17 protein-coding genes and 2 tRNA genes are annotated in these 18,805 nt (G+C 63.2%); 10 read left to right on the top strand and 9 right to left on the bottom strand.

Going from position 1 to position 18,805, the window contains the following annotated elements; genetic code table 11:
* Positions 1-47: 47 nt before the first annotated feature.
* The 3 genes from KQI12_RS09720 to KQI12_RS09710 form a co-directional block, all read right to left on the bottom strand.
* Positions 48-920 carry a phosphate ABC transporter substrate-binding protein gene (locus tag KQI12_RS09720; protein WP_216572878.1) on the bottom strand — a complete coding sequence of 291 codons (873 nt, stop codon included), beginning with the start codon at positions 918-920 and terminating at the stop codon, positions 48-50.
* A gap of 246 nt (positions 921-1,166) precedes the next feature.
* The gene (locus KQI12_RS09715; protein ID WP_216572877.1) at positions 1,167-1,817 is read right to left on the bottom strand and encodes an HAD family hydrolase; all 651 of its coding nucleotides are present in this window, start codon (positions 1,815-1,817) and stop codon (positions 1,167-1,169) included.
* Positions 1,818-1,890: 73 nt separating this feature from the next.
* A complete protein-coding gene (locus KQI12_RS09710) occupies positions 1,891-2,220 on the bottom strand; it encodes a sigma-70 family RNA polymerase sigma factor (RefSeq protein ID WP_216572876.1) in 330 nt (109 codons plus the stop codon).
* A gap of 254 nt (positions 2,221-2,474) precedes the next feature.
* Between KQI12_RS09710 and KQI12_RS09705 the strand changes: the two genes are divergently transcribed.
* The 3 genes from KQI12_RS09705 to KQI12_RS09695 all read left to right on the top strand — a co-directional run bounded on the left by KQI12_RS09705 (position 2,475) and on the right by KQI12_RS09695 (position 3,168).
* Positions 2,475-2,550 (top strand) — tRNA-Thr (locus tag KQI12_RS09705).
* Positions 2,551-2,578: 28 nt separating this feature from the next.
* A tRNA-Tyr gene (locus KQI12_RS09700) sits at positions 2,579-2,662 on the top strand.
* Positions 2,663-2,802: 140 nt separating this feature from the next.
* Positions 2,803-3,168 (top strand): DUF6483 family protein, encoded by a 366-nt coding sequence (locus KQI12_RS09695; RefSeq protein WP_216572875.1) that lies wholly within the window; start codon positions 2,803-2,805, stop codon positions 3,166-3,168.
* Between the two features lie 76 nt (positions 3,169-3,244).
* On the opposite strand, the gene KQI12_RS09690 is transcribed toward KQI12_RS09695, so the two are convergent.
* Positions 3,245-5,401 carry a Tex family protein gene (locus KQI12_RS09690; RefSeq protein ID WP_216572873.1) on the bottom strand — a complete coding sequence of 719 codons (2,157 nt, stop codon included), beginning with the start codon at positions 5,399-5,401 and terminating at the stop codon, positions 3,245-3,247.
* Between the two features lie 91 nt (positions 5,402-5,492).
* Positions 5,493-5,912: a hypothetical protein gene (locus KQI12_RS09685; protein ID WP_216572872.1), complete on the bottom strand. Its 420-nt coding sequence runs from the start codon at positions 5,910-5,912 to the stop codon at positions 5,493-5,495.
* 261 nt (positions 5,913-6,173) lie between these two features.
* Here KQI12_RS09685 and murI point away from each other — a divergent pair, with 261 nt between their 5' ends.
* From murI to KQI12_RS09660, 5 genes are all read left to right on the top strand, one after another.
* Entirely contained in the window at positions 6,174-6,986 is an 813-nt protein-coding gene (murI, locus tag KQI12_RS09680; RefSeq protein WP_216572919.1) for a glutamate racemase, read from the top strand.
* Between the two features lie 103 nt (positions 6,987-7,089).
* A complete protein-coding gene (locus KQI12_RS09675) occupies positions 7,090-7,527 on the top strand; it encodes a DUF1934 domain-containing protein (protein WP_216572870.1) in 438 nt (145 codons plus the stop codon).
* A gap of 64 nt (positions 7,528-7,591) precedes the next feature.
* Positions 7,592-9,340 (top strand): arginine--tRNA ligase, encoded by a 1,749-nt coding sequence (gene argS / locus KQI12_RS09670; RefSeq protein ID WP_216572854.1) that lies wholly within the window; start codon positions 7,592-7,594, stop codon positions 9,338-9,340.
* A 293-nt stretch (positions 9,341-9,633) separates the two neighbouring features.
* On the top strand, positions 9,634-10,911 hold the full coding sequence (locus KQI12_RS09665) for a glycosyltransferase family 2 protein (protein WP_216572853.1): 1,278 nt from the start codon (positions 9,634-9,636) through the stop codon (positions 10,909-10,911).
* A gap of 181 nt (positions 10,912-11,092) precedes the next feature.
* Positions 11,093-11,446, top strand: coding sequence for a TIGR03792 family protein (locus KQI12_RS09660; RefSeq protein ID WP_216572852.1), 354 nt, complete (start codon positions 11,093-11,095; stop codon positions 11,444-11,446).
* Between the two features lie 96 nt (positions 11,447-11,542).
* On the opposite strand, the gene KQI12_RS09655 is transcribed toward KQI12_RS09660, so the two are convergent.
* Together KQI12_RS09655 and KQI12_RS09650 are read right to left on the bottom strand one after the other, a co-directional pair.
* On the bottom strand, positions 11,543-12,466 hold the full coding sequence (locus KQI12_RS09655; protein WP_216572851.1) for a pseudouridine-5'-phosphate glycosidase: 924 nt from the start codon (positions 12,464-12,466) through the stop codon (positions 11,543-11,545).
* Positions 12,467-12,551: 85 nt separating this feature from the next.
* Positions 12,552-13,631 carry a PfkB family carbohydrate kinase gene (locus KQI12_RS09650; RefSeq protein WP_216572917.1) on the bottom strand — a complete coding sequence of 360 codons (1,080 nt, stop codon included), beginning with the start codon at positions 13,629-13,631 and terminating at the stop codon, positions 12,552-12,554.
* 201 nt (positions 13,632-13,832) lie between these two features.
* On the opposite strand from KQI12_RS09650, the gene KQI12_RS09645 reads away from it, so the two are divergent.
* Together KQI12_RS09645 and KQI12_RS09640 are read left to right on the top strand one after the other, a co-directional pair.
* A complete protein-coding gene (locus KQI12_RS09645) occupies positions 13,833-15,035 on the top strand; it encodes a hypothetical protein (RefSeq protein WP_216572850.1) in 1,203 nt (400 codons plus the stop codon).
* 49 nt (positions 15,036-15,084) lie between these two features.
* On the top strand, positions 15,085-16,242 hold the full coding sequence (locus tag KQI12_RS09640) for an aminotransferase class V-fold PLP-dependent enzyme (protein ID WP_216572849.1): 1,158 nt from the start codon (positions 15,085-15,087) through the stop codon (positions 16,240-16,242).
* 418 nt (positions 16,243-16,660) lie between these two features.
* On the opposite strand, the gene KQI12_RS09635 is transcribed toward KQI12_RS09640, so the two are convergent.
* Positions 16,661-17,161 carry a hypothetical protein gene (locus KQI12_RS09635; RefSeq protein WP_216572848.1) on the bottom strand — a complete coding sequence of 167 codons (501 nt, stop codon included), beginning with the start codon at positions 17,159-17,161 and terminating at the stop codon, positions 16,661-16,663.
* Positions 17,162-17,374: 213 nt separating this feature from the next.
* On the bottom strand, positions 17,375-18,769 hold the full coding sequence (asnS, locus tag KQI12_RS09630; protein ID WP_216572847.1) for an asparagine--tRNA ligase: 1,395 nt from the start codon (positions 18,767-18,769) through the stop codon (positions 17,375-17,377).
* Between the last annotated feature and the right edge of the window lie 36 nt (positions 18,770-18,805).

The following is an 18,805-nucleotide window of genomic DNA, read 5'->3' as shown; positions in this document are numbered from 1 at the left end:
CGAGGGCGCTCTTCGGTCAAAGAGGGGACTGCATCGGGAGAGAGGGATCAGGCCAGAGGCACAGCGCCGGCGTTCTTGATCAGGTCGGAGGCGTCGGCGGAGGTGGCGAAGTCCACGAACGCCTGCGCCACGTCGGAGAGCTCCTTGCTGTCGCTGATGATGAAGTTGAAGTTACGCTGGACCGCGTAGCTGCCGTCCAGGACGGTGTCCTCGCTGGCGGCCACACCGCCCACGGTGACAGCCTTCACGGTGTCGTCCAGCGCGGACAGGGAGGCATAGCCGATGGCGTTGGGGTTGGAGGCCACGTTGGCGATCACCTCGCCGGTGGAGGTCAGCTCGTTGGTATACTTGCAGGCGTTCTTGGTGTCGGTGATGGTCTCGAAGCCGTCGCGGGTACCGGAGCCGGCCTCACGGCCGATGGGCACCACCTCGCCGTCATTGCCGCCCACCTCGGACCAGTTAGTGATGTCGCCGGTGAAGAGCTGGCCGATCTGCTCCAGGGACAGGTCCGCCACGGGGTTCTCCGGGTTGACGATGATCGCGATGCCGTCCTTGGCCACGGTGATGGCGTGGACCCCGGTCTCAGAGTCCTTCAGGTCGCGGCTGGCCAGGCCGATATCGGCGGTGCCGTCCATAGCGGCGGTGATGCCGGCGGAGGAGCCGGTGCCGCTGTAAGCCACCGTCACGTCCGGGTCCGCCTCCATGAAAGCCTCGCCCAGAGCGCCCATCACCTTCTCCATAGAGGTGGAGCCGTCGGTGTTGACCACACCGCTCAGGCTGGCTGCGGCAGAAGGCGCGTCGCTGGCGGGGGCGGTGCTGTTGGAGGCGTCTGCGGAGCCGGAGGCACCATTGGAGCCGCAGCCGGCCAGAAGGCCGATGGACAGGATGCCAGTCAGTGCGATAGAAGTCAGTCTTTTCATGTTTCTCGTTCTCCGATCTGTATATTGTCGATGTATCATCCTCGTTGGAACGCTGTCAGTATACCGCATCCTCTGTAAAGGCGTCCTGCACGGATCGGTAAAGAGTTTGTAAAGCAGTCATCTTATTCGTCCACTCACTGCGTACACTTTCCTCTCCTCAGTCCGCATTTCGTCCGCCGATGGCAAAATGACAGGGCCCGCTCAATTTGAGCAGGCCCTCAATCTGTCCGATCTGTCTTTTTTGAGTCACAGCCCCAGCCACGTCCGGAGCTCCGCCAGGTCCGGCGCGATGTGGGCGTGAGGGAATGCCTCGAAAGCCTCCGCCGGGGTGGTCCCGTTCAGGACGGCGGCGAAGGAGGCTCCGGCCCGCTGGGCGGTCTCCGCGTCAATCACCGTGTCGCCGCAGAAGAGCGCCCGCTCCGCCGGGATCCCCATGGCCGCCACGGCGGCCAGCAGGCCCTCCGGGTCTGGCTTGGGCTTTGCGACGTCCTCGCTCCCCGTGATGGAGGCCAGCAGAGGCAGCACGCCCCGCCGCTCCAGTACCCTCCGCAGGGTATCCGCCCGCTTGGTAGTGACGATGGCGGCCGGGATCCCCGCCTCTTTCAGGGCCTCCAGCAGTTCCACCGCTCCGGGGAAGAGCCTGGTCCCTTCGATCTGCATGGGCACCGCCACCTCCGTGAAATAGGCCCGGAACTGGGTCCGGCGCTCCGGCGCCGGATCCCCGGACAAGAGCGTGAAGGCGTCCTCCAGCACCAGCCCGATGGTCCGGCGGACAGCATCCGGCTCAGGCACGGGCAGGCCCATCTTCCGGAAGGCGTGCTGGAATCCGGCCACGATCGCCTCCGAGGCGTCGCCCAGGGTGAAATCGAAATCGAAGAGGACTGCGCGATAGTCCATAGGTGGATCCCTCCTGTTGTCGTTCCTCTGTTTCTTCTATCATAGCATAGGCCGCTCCCCGGCGCAATGCCGGTCAGGCCGTCTGCTCCAGCAGGGCCGCCGCCCCATAACGCAGACACCGGCGCAGCCGCGCCTCTCCCCGCTTGATGGTCCGGGACACTGTGGTCGGATGCACGCCCAGCCGTGCCCCGATCTCTGCCATAGTGAGTCCCTCTCCATAATAATAGGCCAGGTATTCCTGCTGGCGCGGCGTCACATCCTCCCGGAGCGCCCGGAGCAGGTCGCGTCGGAGCCGCTCATGTCTCCGGTCCCGATGCTCCGTCCCATCCAGGACCGCTCTGCTGTAAGCCACCAGAGCGGCATAGTCCTCATCGTCTCTCCGATGGTATCGTGTTCTTTCCATTCCTCTTCCTCCTTCTCCCGCCGGCAGGCGGGGCAGTAGTCCCGCTCCCCTCCGTAGAGCTCCGCCTGGCACCGGCGGCACCAGGCCGCAGGCGCTTCCCGCTGGAGGTCCCGCAGGGGATCGAGACGGACGCGGCCGACCGTATCCGACCCTCTCCTCTCTCTTCCGAAAATTTCTCGAACTTTTTTGCAGAAAGATGTTGACAACTCCGATCCCATGCCTTATAATAAGCGTCGTTGTGGATGAGCTGATTCGCTGGTGTAGCTCAGTTGGTAGAGCAGTTGATTTGTAATCAACCGGTCGGGGGTTCGAGTCCGTCCACCAGCTCCATCGTCCTTTGGAGCTGAAAAGTTCATATGGAGGAGTTCCCGAGTGGCCAAAGGGGGCAGACTGTAAATCTGTTGCGTTAGCTTCAGTGGTTCGAATCCACTCTCCTCCACCAAAAGCGTCCTGCCAATCGGCGGGGCGTTTTTTCGTGTTGTTGCAAGAACAGATGTTCGAGTTTACTGATAGGATACCACAGACTAAAAAAGAAGTCAAGTATCCTGTCAGGATATTTTCTGAAGAGAGGAGCCCTTCCCTATGCTGAAAGACGACTATCTGGTCCGCTCCACGGACGCGCTGGCCACCACCATCGCCCATCTGGTCCTGCGCAAGCAGGGCACCGAGTACACCCCCAGCGGTCTGGAGGCCGACGCGGAGGCCGACGGCCTCTGGTTCGCTCTGGACCAGCTCATCAAGCAGAACAAGTTCAACGAGGCGGAGGACCTTCTCTACGAAAAGACCGATCTGGGGGACCTGCGCTATCTGGAAATCGCGCTGGACTTCTACGTCCACCTGAACAATTTCTCCGACCAGGATCTGGAGGCCGGCGGCTTCCAGCGGGAGGAGATCGGTGAGGGACTGCGCGACATGGCCCGCCAGTTCGGCGTGGAGCTGCCCATGTGAGGCCGCACATCCATGATCTACAATGAGGAGGCCCCGGCGCTGCCGGGGCCTCCTCGCATCTATCTATGGTATCCCTTTACGGCTTCCGCATGGTCAGAGAGATCCGCTTGCGGGCGGGGTCCACGTCCTTGACCCACACGGTCACCACGTCGCCCACAGAGAGGACCTCCGAGGGGTGCTTTACCCGGCGGGGCGTGTCCAGCTGGGTGATGTGGACCAGACCGTCCTGATGGACGCCGATGTCCACGAAGGCGCCGAAGTCGATCACATTGCGGACCGTGCCCTTCAGCTCCATGCCCGGCTTCAGGTCCTTCAGGTCCATCACATCCGTGCGGAGCATGGGCGGAGGAAGCTCGTCCCGGGGGTCCCGTCCGGGCTTCTGGAGCTCCTTCACCACGTCCTCCAGTGTGGGGCGGCCTACGCCGCACCGCTCCGCCGCCGCGTCCAGACCGATTGCCCGGAGCTTGTCCTCCAGATCGGCGAGGCGCGCCTTCTCCACCTCGTCCAGACGGTGGCCCGTGAGTGCCAGGAGTTTCTCCGCCGCCCCGTAGCTCTCCGGATGGACGCCGGTGCGGTCCAGCACGTTCCCGCTCTCCGGCACCCGGAGGAAGCCGGCGCACTGCTCGAAGGCCTTGGGCCCCACCTTGGGGACCTTCCGGATCTGACTCCGGCTGGTGAAGGGCCCGTTCTCCTCCCGGTACTTGACGATGTTTTTCGCGGTGGTGCTGTTCAGGCCCGCCACCCGGCCCAGGAGGGGCACGGAGGCGGTGTTCACATCCACGCCCACCGCGTTCACGCAGTCCTCCACCACGCCGGAGAGAGCCTCATCCAGCCGTGCCTGGGGCATATCATGCTGGTACTGCCCCACGCCGATCGCCTTGGGGTCGATCTTCACCAGCTCCGCCAGCGGGTCCTGGAGCCGCCGGGCGATGGACACGGCAGAGCGCAGGTTCACGTCGTACTCCGGGAACTCCTCCGCCGCCAGCGGAGAGGCGGAATAGACCGACGCCCCCGCCTCGCTGACCACCATGTAGCTGACGCTCCCGGCGGGCAGCTCCTTCAACATCTGGGCGGTCATGAGCTCCGTCTCCTTCGAGGCGGTGCCGTTGCCGATGGCGATGACCTCCACCCCGTGTGTTCGGATCAGCTGTTCCAGCCGGTCCATGGCCTCCCGCTTCTTCCGGTCGTTGAAGGTGGGATAGACCACCGCCGTGTCCAGCACCCTGCCGGTGGCATCCACCACCGCCACCTTACAGCCGTTGCGGTAGCCGGGGTCCAGGCCCATGGCCACCTTGCCCTTCACGGGAGCCTGCATGAGCAGGGGGCGCAGGTTCAGCGCGAAGTTATGGATCGCGCCCTCAGCGGCCCGCTCGGTGAGGGACCGCCGGATCTCCCGCTCCAGCGAGGGCCAGATCAGCCGGTCCAAGGCGTCCTCGGCGGCATCCTTCACGAACTCCATGGCCCTGGAGCCGGGCACCACGACCGCCCGGCAGACCATCGGGAGCAGCTGTTCCCGGTCCTCGACCACCGTGAGCCGGAGCTTCTCCTCCCGCTCGCCCCGGTCCATAGCCAGGATCTGATGGCCCTGGAGCCGTGGGATAGACTGACTGAAGTCGTAATACAGCCGGTACACCGAATCCTCCTCCACGGCAGCTTTGGAGACCAGCCTTCCCCGCCGGAGAGTCCATTCCCGCAGGCTCTTGCGGACGGCGGCATCGTCGGCGATCTGCTCCGCCACGATGTCGTGGGCCCCCTGCAAAGCGTCGGCGATCGTCTCCACGCCCTTCTCCGGGTCCAGATAGGCCCGGGCGGCCTCTGCCGGATCCGGGCAGTCCCGCCGCTGGGCGAAGAGCCGCTGGGCCAGCGGCTCCAGCCCCTTCTCCCGGGCCACGGCGGCACGGGTGCGCCGCTTCTGCTTATAGGGGCGGTACAGGTCCTCCACCTCGGCCAGCGTAGCGGCCCCGTCGATGGCGGCGGTGAGCTCCTCTGTGAGCTTGCCCTGGCCCCCGATAGCTTTCTTGACCTCCTCCCGGCGCTTCTCCAGGTTTCGCAGATACTGGAGCCGGTCGGCCAGTGTGCGGAGCGTCGTATCGTCCATGGCCCCGTGGAGCTCCTTCCGGTAGCGGGCGATGAAGGGGATCGTGTTCCCCTCGTCGATCAGCCGCACCACGTTTTCCACATGGACCGGGTCCCGGCCCAGCTCTTGGGCCAGAAGCGGTAGGATGGTATCCATAGCTCGTCTCCTTTTCGATCCTAAGATGGGGAGAGCCGGGGACCTGGAAAGGGCCTCCGGCTCTGTCTCGTTCGTTCTTTCGTTCCGTCTGTCAGGGCAGGGTATCGCTGTCCACCAGGATATTGTCCGTCCCATGCTGGTCGAATTCGGCGATATAGGCGTCGATCCGCCGGTTGAGCTCATCATAATTGGACTCGTCGATGGGCACGTCATCCATGTCCCGGCGGGCCAGGTCCTCGGCCAGGATGTCGAAAAAGACGTTGTTCTCGTATTCCATGATCGCCTCGTGGATGCCGCCCTCGGCAAAGGCCCGGGATGGGACGGCCTCGCCCTTCCAGTCCTCCGTCAGGACGCCCATGCCCTCTTCCCGCGCCTTGGCGAACAGCAGGCTCTCCACGTCGTCGTAATCCTTGAACCGGTCATCACCGCGGGTCGAATTCAAGATCCAGTTGCCGATGTAGGCCATATCCAACAGACGGCGGAATTGTTTGGCAGTCAGTTCCAGCTTCATATCCGCAGACCTCCTCGCTGTCCTGTCGGCAGAGCGGAGCCGCAGGGCCTCCGCTCTCACCATTATATTATAGTGTTTTTGCGTTCGTTGTCAAACCGCCGTGGTCGGATCCGACAAAAGAAAAAAAGTGCTTGCCTATCCCGCTCCTTTTGCGTATGATAGTAAGGATGTGAACGGATGTCTGCCGTTCCGCCGGACGGACGGGCGGAGCGCGGCGTCGAACGACAGGGCCGCCCCCGGGCGGTCGGGAAGGACCGGAACATGGACCAGAAGCCTATCGGCGTTTTCGACTCGGGCCTCGGCGGCCTGACCACAGTGCGGGAGCTGATTCGTCTGCTCCCCGGAGAGGATATCGTCTACTTCGGCGATACCGGGCGGGTGCCCTACGGCTCCCGCTCCAAGGAGACCATCCGCAAATACGCGCGCCAGGACGTGGCCTTCCTGCGCACCTTCGACCTGAAGGCCATCGTCATCGCCTGCGGCACCGTGTCCACCACGGCACTGGACCTGCTGGCACGGGAGAACCCCATCCCCATCCTGGGCGTGGTGGAGCCCGCCGCCCGGGCCGCCGCCCAGGCCACCCGGAACCATCGGATCGGACTCATCGGCACCCAGGCCACCATCCGGAGCGGCGCCTACGAGCGCTACATCACCTCCGCCCTGCCGGAGGCCCAGATCTTTGCCCGTCCCTGCCCCTTGTTCGTCCCGTTGGTGGAAAACGGGCGCTTCCATCGGGGCGACGTGGTCATCGAGACCATCGTGCGGGAGTATCTCTCCCCCATCCGGGACGCTGGTGTGGACACGCTGGTGCTGGGCTGTACCCACTACCCTCTGCTGGAGGAGGTCATCGGCGACTTCATGGGACCAGACGTCCAGCTGATCAACGCCGGGGCCGAAGGGGCCCGTGAGGTGGTGGAGAAGCTGCGGCTCTCCGACGCCCTGGCCGACCGGGCCGAGGGCACCCGCCGCTATTTCGTCAGCGACCGGGTGGAGGACTTCTCCCGTCTGGCCTCCATCTTCCTCCGCCAAGACGTGACCGGCGACGTCACTCAGGTGGATATCGGGCAGTTTTGAGCCAAATTTGCCCTTTACAGGCCCATTTCATCCATGTATAATGATCCAGTAACACAATGGCCGCCGTGGTACGGCGGCTGGACTTGAAGAGAAGGACCGTACTATGACCGAGAACAATGTGATCATCTCCATCCGCGGCATCCAGGCCGGCGAAGGACAGAAGGAGGACGTCATCGAGCTGGTGACAGAGGGCAGACTGGAGGACGAGGGGGACGGCCAGTTCACCCTCAGCTATCAGGAGAGCGAGGTCACCGGCATGGACGGGACCCTGACCACCTTCCAGATCGAGCCGGAGCGGGTAACGCTCCTGCGGCTGGGCCAGTTCAACTCCGAGATGGTCTTCGAGCTGGGCCGCCGGCACCTCTCCATGTATGACACGCCCTATGGCGCGCTGGCCATGGGGGTCAACACCCGGGAGCTCTCCTGCGGCCTGGACCGACAGGGAGGCGCCCTGCATATCGTCTATGACCTGGAGGTGGACCATGCTCTGGCCGGGCGGAACACCTTCGATATCCAGGTCCGGCAGGCGGACCGCCGCTGATCCCGCCCGCCTCGTCTCGTTTCGTTATCCACCGCAGTAGTTGGAATAGAGAGGAATCATCAATATGTCGAATATGATCCAAGCCGCGCGGGAGCAGGTCTCCGCGCTGACCAAGGCGGCCTATGAGAAGGCCGCGGCCGCGGGCGTCCTGCCCGCCGGTGTGGAGGTGGATGCCTCCGTGGAGATCCCCAAGGATCCCAAGAACGGCGACTACGCCTCTTCCTTCGCCATGGCCGGTGCCAAGGCCATGCACATGGCTCCCCGGGCCATCGCCCAGGCCGTCGTGGACCATCTGGACCTGGAGGGCAGCTACTTCCAGCGGGCCGAGATCGCCGGTCCCGGCTTCCTGAACTTCTTCATGGGCTCCAAGTGGTACGGCGACGTGCTCGCCGACATCGAGACCGAGGGCATGGAGTACGGCAGGAGCGACGAGGGCAAGGGCCGCAGGGTCATGGTGGAGTTCGTCTCCGCCAACCCCACCGGTCCCATGCACATGGGCAACGCCCGGGGCGGCGTCCTGGGCGACTCTCTGGCCAACGTCCTCCATCGGGCCGGCTTCGACACATGGAAGGAGTTCTATGTGAACGACGCCGGCAACCAGATCCACAAGTTCGCCGAGTCCATCCACGCCCGTTATATGCAGATCATCCTGGGCGAGGACGGCTTCGCGTTCCCGGAAAACGGCTACCACGGCGACGACATCAAGGAACTGGCCCAGGGCTTCTATGCCAAGCACGGCGATGCCTATAAGGACGCCCCCGAGTCCGAGTGGCTGGAGCCCATGAGCCGCTTCGGCCTGGACGTGAACATCCCCAAGATGAAGCGCGATCTGGCCCGCTATCAGATCGAATATGACCAGTGGTTCTTCGAGTCCGAGCTCCACGAGAGCGGCTATGTGGCCGAGACCGTGGACCTGCTGGCCAAGAACGGCTGGACCTATGAGAAGGACGGCGCTCTGTGGCTGAGCACCACCGGTCTGCTGAAGAAGAAGTTCCTGAACGAGGGCAAGACCCAGGAGCAAGTGGACAAGCTGGACCTGAAGGACGACGTGCTCCGCCGGGCCAACGGCTTCTACACCTACTTCGCCGCCGACATCGCCTATCACCGGAACAAGCTGGAGAAGCGGGGCTTCGACACCGCCATCAACATCTGGGGCGCCGACCATCACGGTCATGTGGCCCGCCTCCAGGCCGCTCTGGACGGTCTGGGCCTGGATGGCTCCCACCGGCTGGTGGTGGTGCTCATGCAGCTGGTCAACCTGCTCCAGGACGGCAAGCCCGTGCGGATGTCCAAGCGCTCCGGCAAGGCCATCGCCCTCCACGATCTGCTGGACGAGGTGAGCGTGGACGCCGCCCGCTACTTCTTCAACTCCCGCTCCGCCACCAGTCCCGTGGATTTCGATCTGGACCTGGCGGTCAAAGAGGACAGCGAGAACCCGGTGTACTACGTCCAGTATGCCCACGCCCGGATCTGCTCTCTGGTAGCCCGTCTGGCCGAGGAGGGCGCCTCCGTTCCTGCCGCCTCCGCCGTGGACGCCTCCTTGTTCACTACCGCGGAGGAGAAGGCCCTGATCAAGGGCCTGGCCCAGCTCCCCGAAGAGATCCATCTGGCGGTCCGGGACTACGATCCCAGCCGGATCGACCGGTACCTGCTGGCTCTGGCCGGTGATTTCCACCGGTTCTACAATGCCTGCTATATCAAGGGCGAGGCCCCCGCGATCCTCTCCGCCCGCCTCAAGCTGGCTGACACGGTCCGTCTGGTCCTCGCCAACTGCCTGGGCCTGATCGGCGTCAGCGCTCCCGAGAAAATGTGAATCCTTTCCCGGTCTTTGCAATGAAATATCCATGATATCGGCCTCCGCAGGCGTCTGCGGAGGCCGATATTTTACACATAAAAATACCGGATATGCCCCATCCAGCTTCGATATCTAAATCAAACCAGGCATTTTTGTATGAATAGAATAAAAAGATTGTCTTAACATTCTATTAATTGGTCGGTAAAACTCTTGTAATATTTTGCGAAGGTGCTATGATATCGTCTCGTAAATGGACGTTCCCTCCATCGGAGAGGACACAGACCGTAAACAGAAAGTAAGGGAGATCCGCTATGCTTTCCTTCGTCAGACGATTCGATTTCATTTTGGCCGTGATCCTGACACTGGCCTACGCTTATCAGCTGGTATATCTGTTCATCGGCCTGGCCCGTCGGCACCGCCGGGCCCTGACCAAGGCCCCCGGCGGCCTGCACCGCTATGCCGCCGTCATCTCTGCCCGGAACGAGGCCAACGTGATCGCCGGCCTGATACAAAGCCTGAAGGCTCAGGACTATCCCTCCGACCGGCTGGATATCTATGTGATCGCAGACAACTGCACCGATGACACCGCCGATGTGGCCCGGCAGGCCGGCGCTTTCGTGTATGAGCGCTTCAACAAGGTCCAGGTGGGCAAGGGCTACGCGCTGGACTATCTGTTCCGCCGCCTCCGCACCGAGGGCCGGGACGTGTATGACGCCTTTTTCGTGTTCGACGCTGACAACTACGTCGATCCCGGCTTCGTGGCCGCCATGGACCGGACCTTCAGCACCGGCCGATACGACGCCCTCACCTGCTACCGCAACTCCAAGAACTTCGGAGACAACTGGATCTCCGCCGGCTACGGTCTGTGGTTCCTGCGGGAGGCCCGGTTCCTCAACGCCCCCCGGATGGCCCTGGGCACCAACTGCCATGTGTCCGGCACCGGCTTCCTGGTCTCCGCCAAGGTCGTCCGGGAGAACGGCGGCTGGCCCTTCCATCTGCTGACGGAGGATATCGAGTTCTCCATCAGCAGTGCCATCCAGGGCCGCCGGATCGGCTACTGCGAGGATGCTGTGATCTATGACGAGCAGCCCGTCACCTTCCAGCAGTCCTGGGATCAGCGGCTCCGCTGGTCTAAGGGCTTCTATCAGGTGGACCTGAAATACGGCATCGACCTGATGAAGAACTGCCTCAAGGGCGGCCGGAAGGGCTTCTCCTGCTATGATATGCTCATGACTGTGGCTCCCGGGATGCTCCTCACCCTGCTGGGCATCGTGTTCAATGCCTTCGTCCTCTTTGCCTGCGTGGCAGAGCCTACCTATCTGGCCCATCTGGTGGTCCGGGAGACCACCCACTTCCTGACCATGGCAGTGGTGAACTTCTATCTGGGCCTCTTCCTTTTCGGCGTGATGACTACCATCACCGAGTGGAAGCAGATCCACATCTCTACCGGCCGGAAGCTCCTGTACCTCTTCACCTTCCCGATCTTCATGTTCACCTACGTGCCCATCTCGGTGGCCGCGCTGGTGCGCCGGGTGGAGTGGAAGCCCATCTATCACGGCGCCGGCCGCAGCCTCCGCGCTCAAGAGTGAACCCTTATACAACAAAGACCAAGCCCCGCGGCGTGTCTCCCGATCGAGCACGCCGCGGGGCTTTTTGTCGATATTGACCAAGATGCTCTTGCATTTTTTCCGCCTTCTGGTATATTTATCAGTAGCGCATCATATCACGATCCGACGGCATCGCCGTCCGCTGAAAGGAGCAGACATCAAAATGGAACTCAAGAATATCCGTAAACTGGACCAGCCTATCGCCGTAGAGGAGATCCGGGTCAAGGTCACGCCCGACTGGGTGGACCGCTGGATCGCGCTGGATGACGAGGTCTGGACCAGCCGCCTGAAGATCTCCGAGGGCTTCTTGGGCAAGGAACTCTGGATCAGCCGCGATGTCCCCGGCGAGATCTATGTGGTCATCTATTGGGCCGACTATGACAAGTGGCAGGAGCACGACAAGTCTGGCTGGTGCCTGGAGCTGGACCAGGAGATGGAACGCCGGATGGAGGGCAACCTTCTGAGCATGGAGTTCCGCTTCAAAGAGGACCAGAAGTTCAAGTGCTATGAGATCTGATCTCTGACCGCTCGTATCCAGGATATGCAAACGCCCGTCCGGCTCCCCTGACAGGGAGCCGGACGGGCATCGTTCTTATCGTCTTTTCCGCTGTGCTCAGTTCTTGGCGGACAGAGCGCAGGCGGTCTTGGCGGCCAGACGGGCGTTGTTGAACACCAGCTGGATGTTGGAGTCCAGGCTGTCGCCGCCGGTGAGCTCCTTGACCTTGGCCAGCAGGAAGGGCGTGGTGGCCTTGCCGTGGATGCCCTGCTCGCTGGCCTCCTTGATGGCCTCGTCGATGGCCTTGTTGATCACGTCGTGATCCATGGAATACTCCTCGGGGATGGGGTTGGTCACCAGCATGCCGCCCTGGAAGCCCAGGTCCAGGCTGGTCTGGAAGGCGTTGGCCAGCTCCTCAGGCGTATCCAGCTCATAGTCCACGCCGAAGCCGCTCTTGCGGGTGTAGAAGGCGGGCAGTTCCTTGGTGCCGTAGCCGATGACGGGCACGCCGTGGGTCTCCAGATACTCCAGAGTCAGGCCCAGGTCCAGGATGGACTTGGCGCCGGCGCAGACGACCATGACAGGGGTGTGGGCCAGCTCCTCCAAGTCGGCGGAGATGTCCATGGTGGTCTCGGCGCCGCGGTGCACGCCGCCGATGCCGCCGGTGGCGAAGATCTTGATGCCGGCCATGTGGGCGATGATCATGGTGGTGGTGACGGTGGTGGCGCCGTCGGCCTTCTTGGACACCAGAACGGCCAGATCGCGGCGGCTGGCCTTGGCCACGTCCGCGCCCTTCTTGCCCAGGTACTCGATCTCATCCTTGCTCAGACCCGCCTTCAGGCGGCCGCCGATCACAGCGATGGTGGCAGGCACCGCGCCGTTCTCCCGAATGATCTCCTCCACCTTCAGCGCGGTCTCCACGTTCTGGGGATAGGGCATGCCGTGGGAGATGATAGTGGACTCCAGGGCCACGACGGGCTTGCCGGCGGCGACCGCGGCGGCGACTTCAGGGGCGACATCCAGATACTTGTTCAGGCTCATTTCAAAGACCTCCATTGATAAAGTAAAGACGGTATGGTTCCATTCTATCCATTCGGCGGCACAGGCCGCCTGGGGGCGACGCAGTTCAGCGGCCCATGCGCTCCCGCAGGGCCTCCGCGCTCATGGCGGGGTTGATGGTCTCGGCACTCTCCATGGCCACGGCTCCGGCGGCCAGAGCGGCACGGGTAGTGCCCTCCAGATCGGTACCCTCCAGATAGGCCCAGGCCACCGCCGCCATAGAGGCGTCGCCGCAGCCGGTGGTGTTCACCATCGTGCCGGGGCAGCAGGGCACATGACAGCGGGCATTGTGGTCGGCGGCGAAGATACCGTCGCCGCCCATGGAAATCAGCACCCGGCGCAGGCCGGTGTCCAGCAGGACATCGGCGGCCCTGTTCAGGCTGGCCTCGTCCCGGATCTCCACACCGGAGAGCAGCTCCGCCTCGATCCGGTTGGGCTTGAGGGTGTGGAGCCTGCCCAGCACCGGGCGGAGCTTCTCCGCCTTGGCGGTGGACACGGGATCGGAGAACAGCGGCACCTTGGCGTGGTCCGCCAGCCACCGGATGGACTCCGCCGGGATATTGGTGTCGAACACGATCAGCTGGGCATCGTCCAGCAAGCTCTGCTGGGATGCCAGATAGTTGGGCGTCATGTGGTCGTAGATCTCCATATCCGACACGGCCACCGACATATCGCCGGACTCGTCTGCCACGAAGAGATAGGTGGACGTGGACGCCCCCGGTACCTGGAGGGAGTGGGAGATGTCCAGCCCCAGCTCGCCGCAGGAGGCCGCGATCTTCTGGGCGTACAGATCGTCGCCGAAGGCGGTCAGCATCCGCACGTCCACGCCCAGCAAGCACATATTGTGGGCGATGTTGCGGCCCACACCGCCCAGGCTCATGTGGACCCGGCCGGGATTGGAGTCCTGCGCCACCAGCTTCTGGTGGGGACGGCCGCCGATGTCCATGTTCACGCCGCCGATCACCACGGCGTAGGGGGCCGTGTGGACGATATAGCCCTTGCCGACGATATAGCCCTTCTTCATCAGGTTGGAGATATGCACCGCCACCGAGGACCGGGCGATCCCTGCCTTCTCCGCCAGCTCCTGCTGGGAGATCATGGGATCCTCCTCGATCCAACGGAGCAGCTGCCGCTCCCGCTGGGTCATCGCGCTCACCTCTCTAAGCTTATGTTTATTCGATCCATCATTTGTTTATATGATACCGCATCTTCCGAAAAAGTCAAGCCCTATCTGAAAAGATCTCCCGCTTTTTCCCGGCGCTTTCCACCACAGGCTCGGCCTTTACCCGCCGGGGCAGGCATGATATAATCAGGATGCTATCCCATTGGATGAGAGGAGGTGCCCCTGATGGCACGACATACTTGGAGCCGCCTGGGCGCCGCTCTGCTGTGCGCACTCCTGGTGACGGTGGCCCTGTCCTTCCCTTGGGCGGGCGCCTCCGGAGAGCCCCAGGTCTACCAGCTGGCCGTCAACGAGACCTTCGTGGACAAGGGCGAGCTCTCTGCCGCCAATATGCCTCTGGCCGTGAACGGCACCATCTATGTGCCCTGCACCACCTTCGATAAGAATGTCACCGGGGTGGATCTGGGCGTCTCCTGTCTCCAGTATAAGGACGACTCCGAGCACACCCTCACCCTGTTCAGCCTGAAGGGCACTCTGGTCTTCGATATCGACAGCCAGACCTGCCTCGCCGACGGCGATCCCACCGATATGCGAGCCATCGTCCGCAACGGCAAGACCTATGTGCCCGCCAACGGCGTGTGCCAATTCTTCGGGCTCCAGTACAGCTACCGGCCCACCCGGACCTCTGGCGTGCTGATCCGCATCAAGAACGGCTATGCCGCTCTGAACGACGAGAAGTTCATCAACTCCGCCACTTCCTATATGCAGGGCCGCTATGACCGCTATCTGGCCGCCCTGAACGCGGCCGCCGCCGCTACGGCCACGCCCTCCCCTACCCGCACCGCGTCCTCAGTCCAGAGCCCCGCCGTCTCCCCCTCCGCCCCGGAGGATGAGCCCGATGTGCGGGCCTATCTGGCCTTCCGATGTGTGGACGACTCCTCCGATCTGGACCGGATCCTCTCCGTCCTGGACCAGCGCGGCGGCAGGAAGGCCCTCTTCCTGTTCCAGCCGGAGGACCTGTCCCAGCGGAGCGCGCAGGTCCGGCAGGCCCTCGGCCGGGGACATCAGATCGGTCTGCTGGTGGACGGCTCCAGCGCCGAGACCGCACTGGAACAGTTGGAGGAGGGGAATGAGGTCCTGGCCCGGCTGGTCTGGACCCGGTGCCACATCGCCGCTCTGGACAGCGGGAGCCGTTCTGTCCATCAGTCCCTGTCCCAGTCCGGCTGGCGGGTGTGGGATGCGGACTACTCCGGCAGCCGTGCCCTCCGGGTCACTGAGCTGATCCGGGGCTCTGCCGGCAAAAAGTACGCCGTGCGGCTGGAGCTGGAGGACAGCTTCTCCACCGGTACCGCGCTGGACCGCCTGATCCGGGGCATGGTCCAGAAGGGCTATGACCTCCGCCCGGTGTGGGAGACCGAGCTGGACTGAACGACTATCCCCGTATCCCTAAAAATGAGAGAAGAGGAGCGTTCCTATCATGCGCACCGTATATATGGACAATGCCGCGACTTCCTACCCAAAGGCCCCCGGCGTGGCCGAGGCCATGTCCGACTATATCCTCAACGTGGGCTGCAACATCGGCCGCGGCGACTATGAGGCCGCCTATGACGCCGCCTCTCTGGCCCTGGAGACCCGGGAACAGGTGAAGAAGCTGGTCAACGGTCCCGGTACCCGCAATGTGATCTTCACCCCCGGCTCTACCCACTCCCTGAACGATATGCTCAAGGGCCTGCTGAAGCCCGGCGACCGGGTGGTCACCTCCCCCATGGAGCACAACGCGGTCCTCCGCCCCCTGACTCAGCTCCAGAAGACTGGGGTGGAGATCGACTACCTGCCCTGCGATGAGACGGGCGCGCTCCGGCTGGAGGAGGTCCCCGCCCATCTGACGCCCGGCACCAGGGCCGTGGTCCTGACCCACGCCTCCAACGTGTGCGGCACGATCCTCCCCATCGGCCCGGTGGGCCGGCTCTGCCGGGAGCGCGGCATCCGCTTTCTGGTGGACGCCTCCCAGACCGCCGGCGCAGTGCCCATCGACATGGCGGAGATGGGCATCGACGGTCTGGCCTTCCCGGGACACAAGGGTCTGCTGGGCCCTCAGGGCATCGGCCTCATGGTGCTCACCGACCAGTTGGCCGAGGAGATGGAGCCCCTGATCGCCGGCGGCACCGGGAGCGTCTCCCACGAGCTGGAGATGCCCTCCTTCCTCCCCGACCGCTTCGAGGCCGGGACGTTGGATCTGCCCGGGATCTACGGCCTCCATGCCGCCCTGTGCTGGCTGGAGGAGCAGGGCCCGGCGCTATGGAAAAAGGAACACAAGGTGGCCTGCCACCTGTGGGCCCGGATGAAGGAACTGGAGGGCATGGGCCTCCGGGTGGTGGGCACGGACGACCTCTCTCTCCGCACCGGCGTGGTCTCGGTGGACTTCCAGACCGCGGACAATGGGGAGATGGCCTTCCGGCTCAGTCAGGACTACGGCATCTCCACCCGGTGCGGCCTCCACTGCGCCCCTCTGGCCCACAAGGCTCTGAACACCTTCCCCCAGGGCACCGTCCGCTTCTCCGTTGGCCCCTTCACCACTTTCGAGGACGCGGACTATGTGGGCTGCTCCGTGGAGGCGCTGCTGGGGAGCCTCTGAAGCACTGCTGGATCATAAAACAGGCCGGATGTCCGTTGTCGGACATCCGGCCTCAGTCTGTCAAAAAAGTGGTTTCTCACGGGGAACGATGCAAGAGCCTCGCAGAGTTCCGTCACCCGCAGGTGACGGAATAAGATACAAGGCGTTTTTTCTGGGGACATGCGCCTCAGAAAAAACTCTTCTCAGGCCGCAAGTGTGCGAGCGCAGCGAGTGCGCGTGGCGGTCTGCATCTCCCTCTCAGAAATGCCAGTTCGTTCTTCACAAAGAACGAACTGGCATTTCTGAGAAGCGTGTCGAACTTTTTCGACACGCTGAGGCCGGATGTCCGCAGTCGGACATCCGGCCTGTTCGTCATTCCTCTTCCAAGAGCATGGTATCCCGCTTTTCCAGCAGGGAGGCACAGCCGGTCACGATACGCTCAACTGTGGAACTCCAGCCAGGACAGCACCGGCGTCAGCCGGTCCTCGGACACGAAATCGGCTCCGTTCCGGACCAGCTCCAGCATCTCCGGCTGGCCGCCGCCCTCTGGAGACTTGGACAGGAGCTTGGTGAAGGACTTCATCATCAGGGCGTCCAGCCCCTTCACCTTCTCCGGCGCATAGCCGCCCCGCAGGTAGAAGAGTGGCACGTCTCCCAGTCTGGACGCGGCGGCCAGCTTCTCAGTCCTCTGCTGGTCCCCCCGGCTCAGGCCCACCGCGCACACGGCCTGGATATCATAGTGCCGCCGGGCCTGGGCCAGCCCCTTGATATGCTCCGCCCGGAGCCACCCCAGATAGATCACCGGCGAGCCGGGGGCGGGCCGCTCCTTCCGGTCGTTCAGGTCATAGGCCGGGATCATGGCCGCCCGGGCCAGCATCCCGGCATACCGGGCGGTAAAGCCGGTCTGAGACGTATATACGATCGCCACAGGACGTTTCATAAGCAGTATCCTCCTCGGTCCTCCCGGACCGTATGGACCTCGTTCCTTGTTCTCCGGCCGCTGGTCCTCCTCCGGCGGCGAGGTCCTCCTGATATCAGTATACCGTAAAAAACACCGGGAAGCATTAAGAGTTCATGAAATTTTGATCACGATCCTGTAACGAAACGATCCCCGGACCGCCGATCGGCGGTCCGGGGATCAGACTCAGTCTGCTTAGAAGTCGGCGTTGCCCACGGTGCGGGGATGGAGCTCCACGTCCCGGATGTTGCTCACGCCGGTGAGGTACATGACCATCCGCTCGAAGCCCAGGCCGAAGCCCGCGTGCTTGCAGGAGCCGTAGCGGCGCAGGTCCAGATACCACCAGTAGTCCTTGGGATCCATGCCCAGCTCCTTGATGCGCGCCTCCAGCAGGTCCAGACGCTCCTCACGCTGGGAGCCGCCGATGATCTCGCCGATGCCGGGGACCAGACAGTCCGCGGCGGCCACGGTCCTGCCGTCATCATTGAGGCGCATATAGAAGGCCTTGATATCCTTGGGGTAGTCGGTGACGAACACAGGCTTCTGGAACACCTGCTCGGTGAGGAACCGCTCATGCTCCGTCTGGAGGTCGGCGCCCCACTCCACCTTATAGTCGAACTTGTCGTTGTTCTTCTTCAGCAGCTCCACCGCGTCGGTGTAGGACACCCGCACGAAGTCGGAGGTGGCCACGTGCTGGAGGCGGTCCTTCAGGCCCTTGTCCACGAAGCTGGAGAAGAAGTCCATCTCATCGGGGCACTTCTCCATGACCGTGTTGATGATGTGCTTGATCATGGCCTCAGCGGTGTCCATATAGTCGTTCAGGTCGGCGAAGGCCATCTCCGGCTCGATCATCCAGAACTCGGCGGCGTGGCGCTGGGTGTTGGAGTTCTCCGCCCGGAAGGTAGGGCCGAAGGTGTACACGTTGCCGAAGGCCATGGCGAAGTTCTCGGCGTTGAGCTGGCCGGACACGGTCAGATTGGCCCGCTTGCCGAAGAAGTCCTGGCTGTAATCCACCTTGCCGTCCGACGTCTTGGGCACGTCGTTCAGGTCCAGAGTCGTCACCTGGAACATCTCGCCAGCGCCCTCGCAGTCGCTGGCGGTGATGATGGGGGTGTGGACGTAGACGAAGCCCCGGTCCTGGAAGAAGCAGTGGATCGCGTGGGCCGCCACGGAGCGCACCCGGAAGGCCGCGGAGAACAGGTTGGTGCGGGGACGCAGGTGCTGGATGGTCCGCAGGTACTCCACGCTGTGGCGCTTCTTCTGGAGGGGGTAGTCAGGGGCGGAGGGGCCCTCCACCTCGATGGACTGGGCACGGACCTCCAGAGGCTGCTTGGCCTCGGGAGTCAGGACCACGGTGCCGCGGACCACGAAAGAGGTGCCCACATTGCATTTGGCGATCTCCTTGAAGTTCTCCACCTCGCCGTCGGCAAAGACGACCTGGAGATTTCGGAAGCAGGAGCCGTCATTGAGCTCGATGAAGCCGAAGGTCTTCATATCCCGGATAGTGCGGGCCCAGCCGCAGACGGTGACGGTCTGACCGTCAAAGGCCGCCTGGTCGGCAAAGATCTGCGCGACAGTAGTACGTTTCATGCTAGTCCAACTCCATTTTATCAAAAGTAAGTCATC

Source organism: Pseudoflavonifractor sp. MSJ-37 (assembly GCF_018917965.1).
Taxonomy (GTDB): Bacteria; Bacillota; Clostridia; order Oscillospirales; family Oscillospiraceae; genus Pseudoflavonifractor_A.
The sequence above is the reverse complement of the archived record's forward strand: the minus strand, read 5'-3'. Positions and strand labels throughout refer to the sequence as shown.

Coding starts and splice junctions, on each gene's coding strand:
- KQI12_RS09720 (WP_216572878.1), bottom strand. CDS start 920: ATGAAAAGACTGACTTCTATCGCACTGACTGGCATCCTGTCCATCGGC.
- KQI12_RS09715 (WP_216572877.1), bottom strand. CDS start 1,817: ATGGACTATCGCGCAGTCCTCTTCGATTTCGATTTCACCCTGGGCGAC.
- KQI12_RS09710 (WP_216572876.1), bottom strand. CDS start 2,220: ATGGAAAGAACACGATACCATCGGAGAGACGATGAGGACTATGCCGCT.
- KQI12_RS09695 (WP_216572875.1), top strand. CDS start 2,803: ATGCTGAAAGACGACTATCTGGTCCGCTCCACGGACGCGCTGGCCACC.
- KQI12_RS09690 (WP_216572873.1), bottom strand. CDS start 5,401: ATGGATACCATCCTACCGCTTCTGGCCCAAGAGCTGGGCCGGGACCCG.
- KQI12_RS09685 (WP_216572872.1), bottom strand. CDS start 5,912: ATGAAGCTGGAACTGACTGCCAAACAATTCCGCCGTCTGTTGGATATG.
- murI (WP_216572919.1), top strand. CDS start 6,174: ATGGACCAGAAGCCTATCGGCGTTTTCGACTCGGGCCTCGGCGGCCTG.
- KQI12_RS09675 (WP_216572870.1), top strand. CDS start 7,090: ATGACCGAGAACAATGTGATCATCTCCATCCGCGGCATCCAGGCCGGC.
- argS (WP_216572854.1), top strand. CDS start 7,592: ATGTCGAATATGATCCAAGCCGCGCGGGAGCAGGTCTCCGCGCTGACC.
- KQI12_RS09665 (WP_216572853.1), top strand. CDS start 9,634: ATGCTTTCCTTCGTCAGACGATTCGATTTCATTTTGGCCGTGATCCTG.
- KQI12_RS09660 (WP_216572852.1), top strand. CDS start 11,093: ATGGAACTCAAGAATATCCGTAAACTGGACCAGCCTATCGCCGTAGAG.
- KQI12_RS09655 (WP_216572851.1), bottom strand. CDS start 12,466: ATGAGCCTGAACAAGTATCTGGATGTCGCCCCTGAAGTCGCCGCCGCG.
- KQI12_RS09650 (WP_216572917.1), bottom strand. CDS start 13,631: ATGACCCAGCGGGAGCGGCAGCTGCTCCGTTGGATCGAGGAGGATCCC.
- KQI12_RS09645 (WP_216572850.1), top strand. CDS start 13,833: ATGGCACGACATACTTGGAGCCGCCTGGGCGCCGCTCTGCTGTGCGCA.
- KQI12_RS09640 (WP_216572849.1), top strand. CDS start 15,085: ATGCGCACCGTATATATGGACAATGCCGCGACTTCCTACCCAAAGGCC.
- KQI12_RS09635 (WP_216572848.1), bottom strand. CDS start 17,161: ATGAAACGTCCTGTGGCGATCGTATATACGTCTCAGACCGGCTTTACC.
- asnS (WP_216572847.1), bottom strand. CDS start 18,769: ATGAAACGTACTACTGTCGCGCAGATCTTTGCCGACCAGGCGGCCTTT.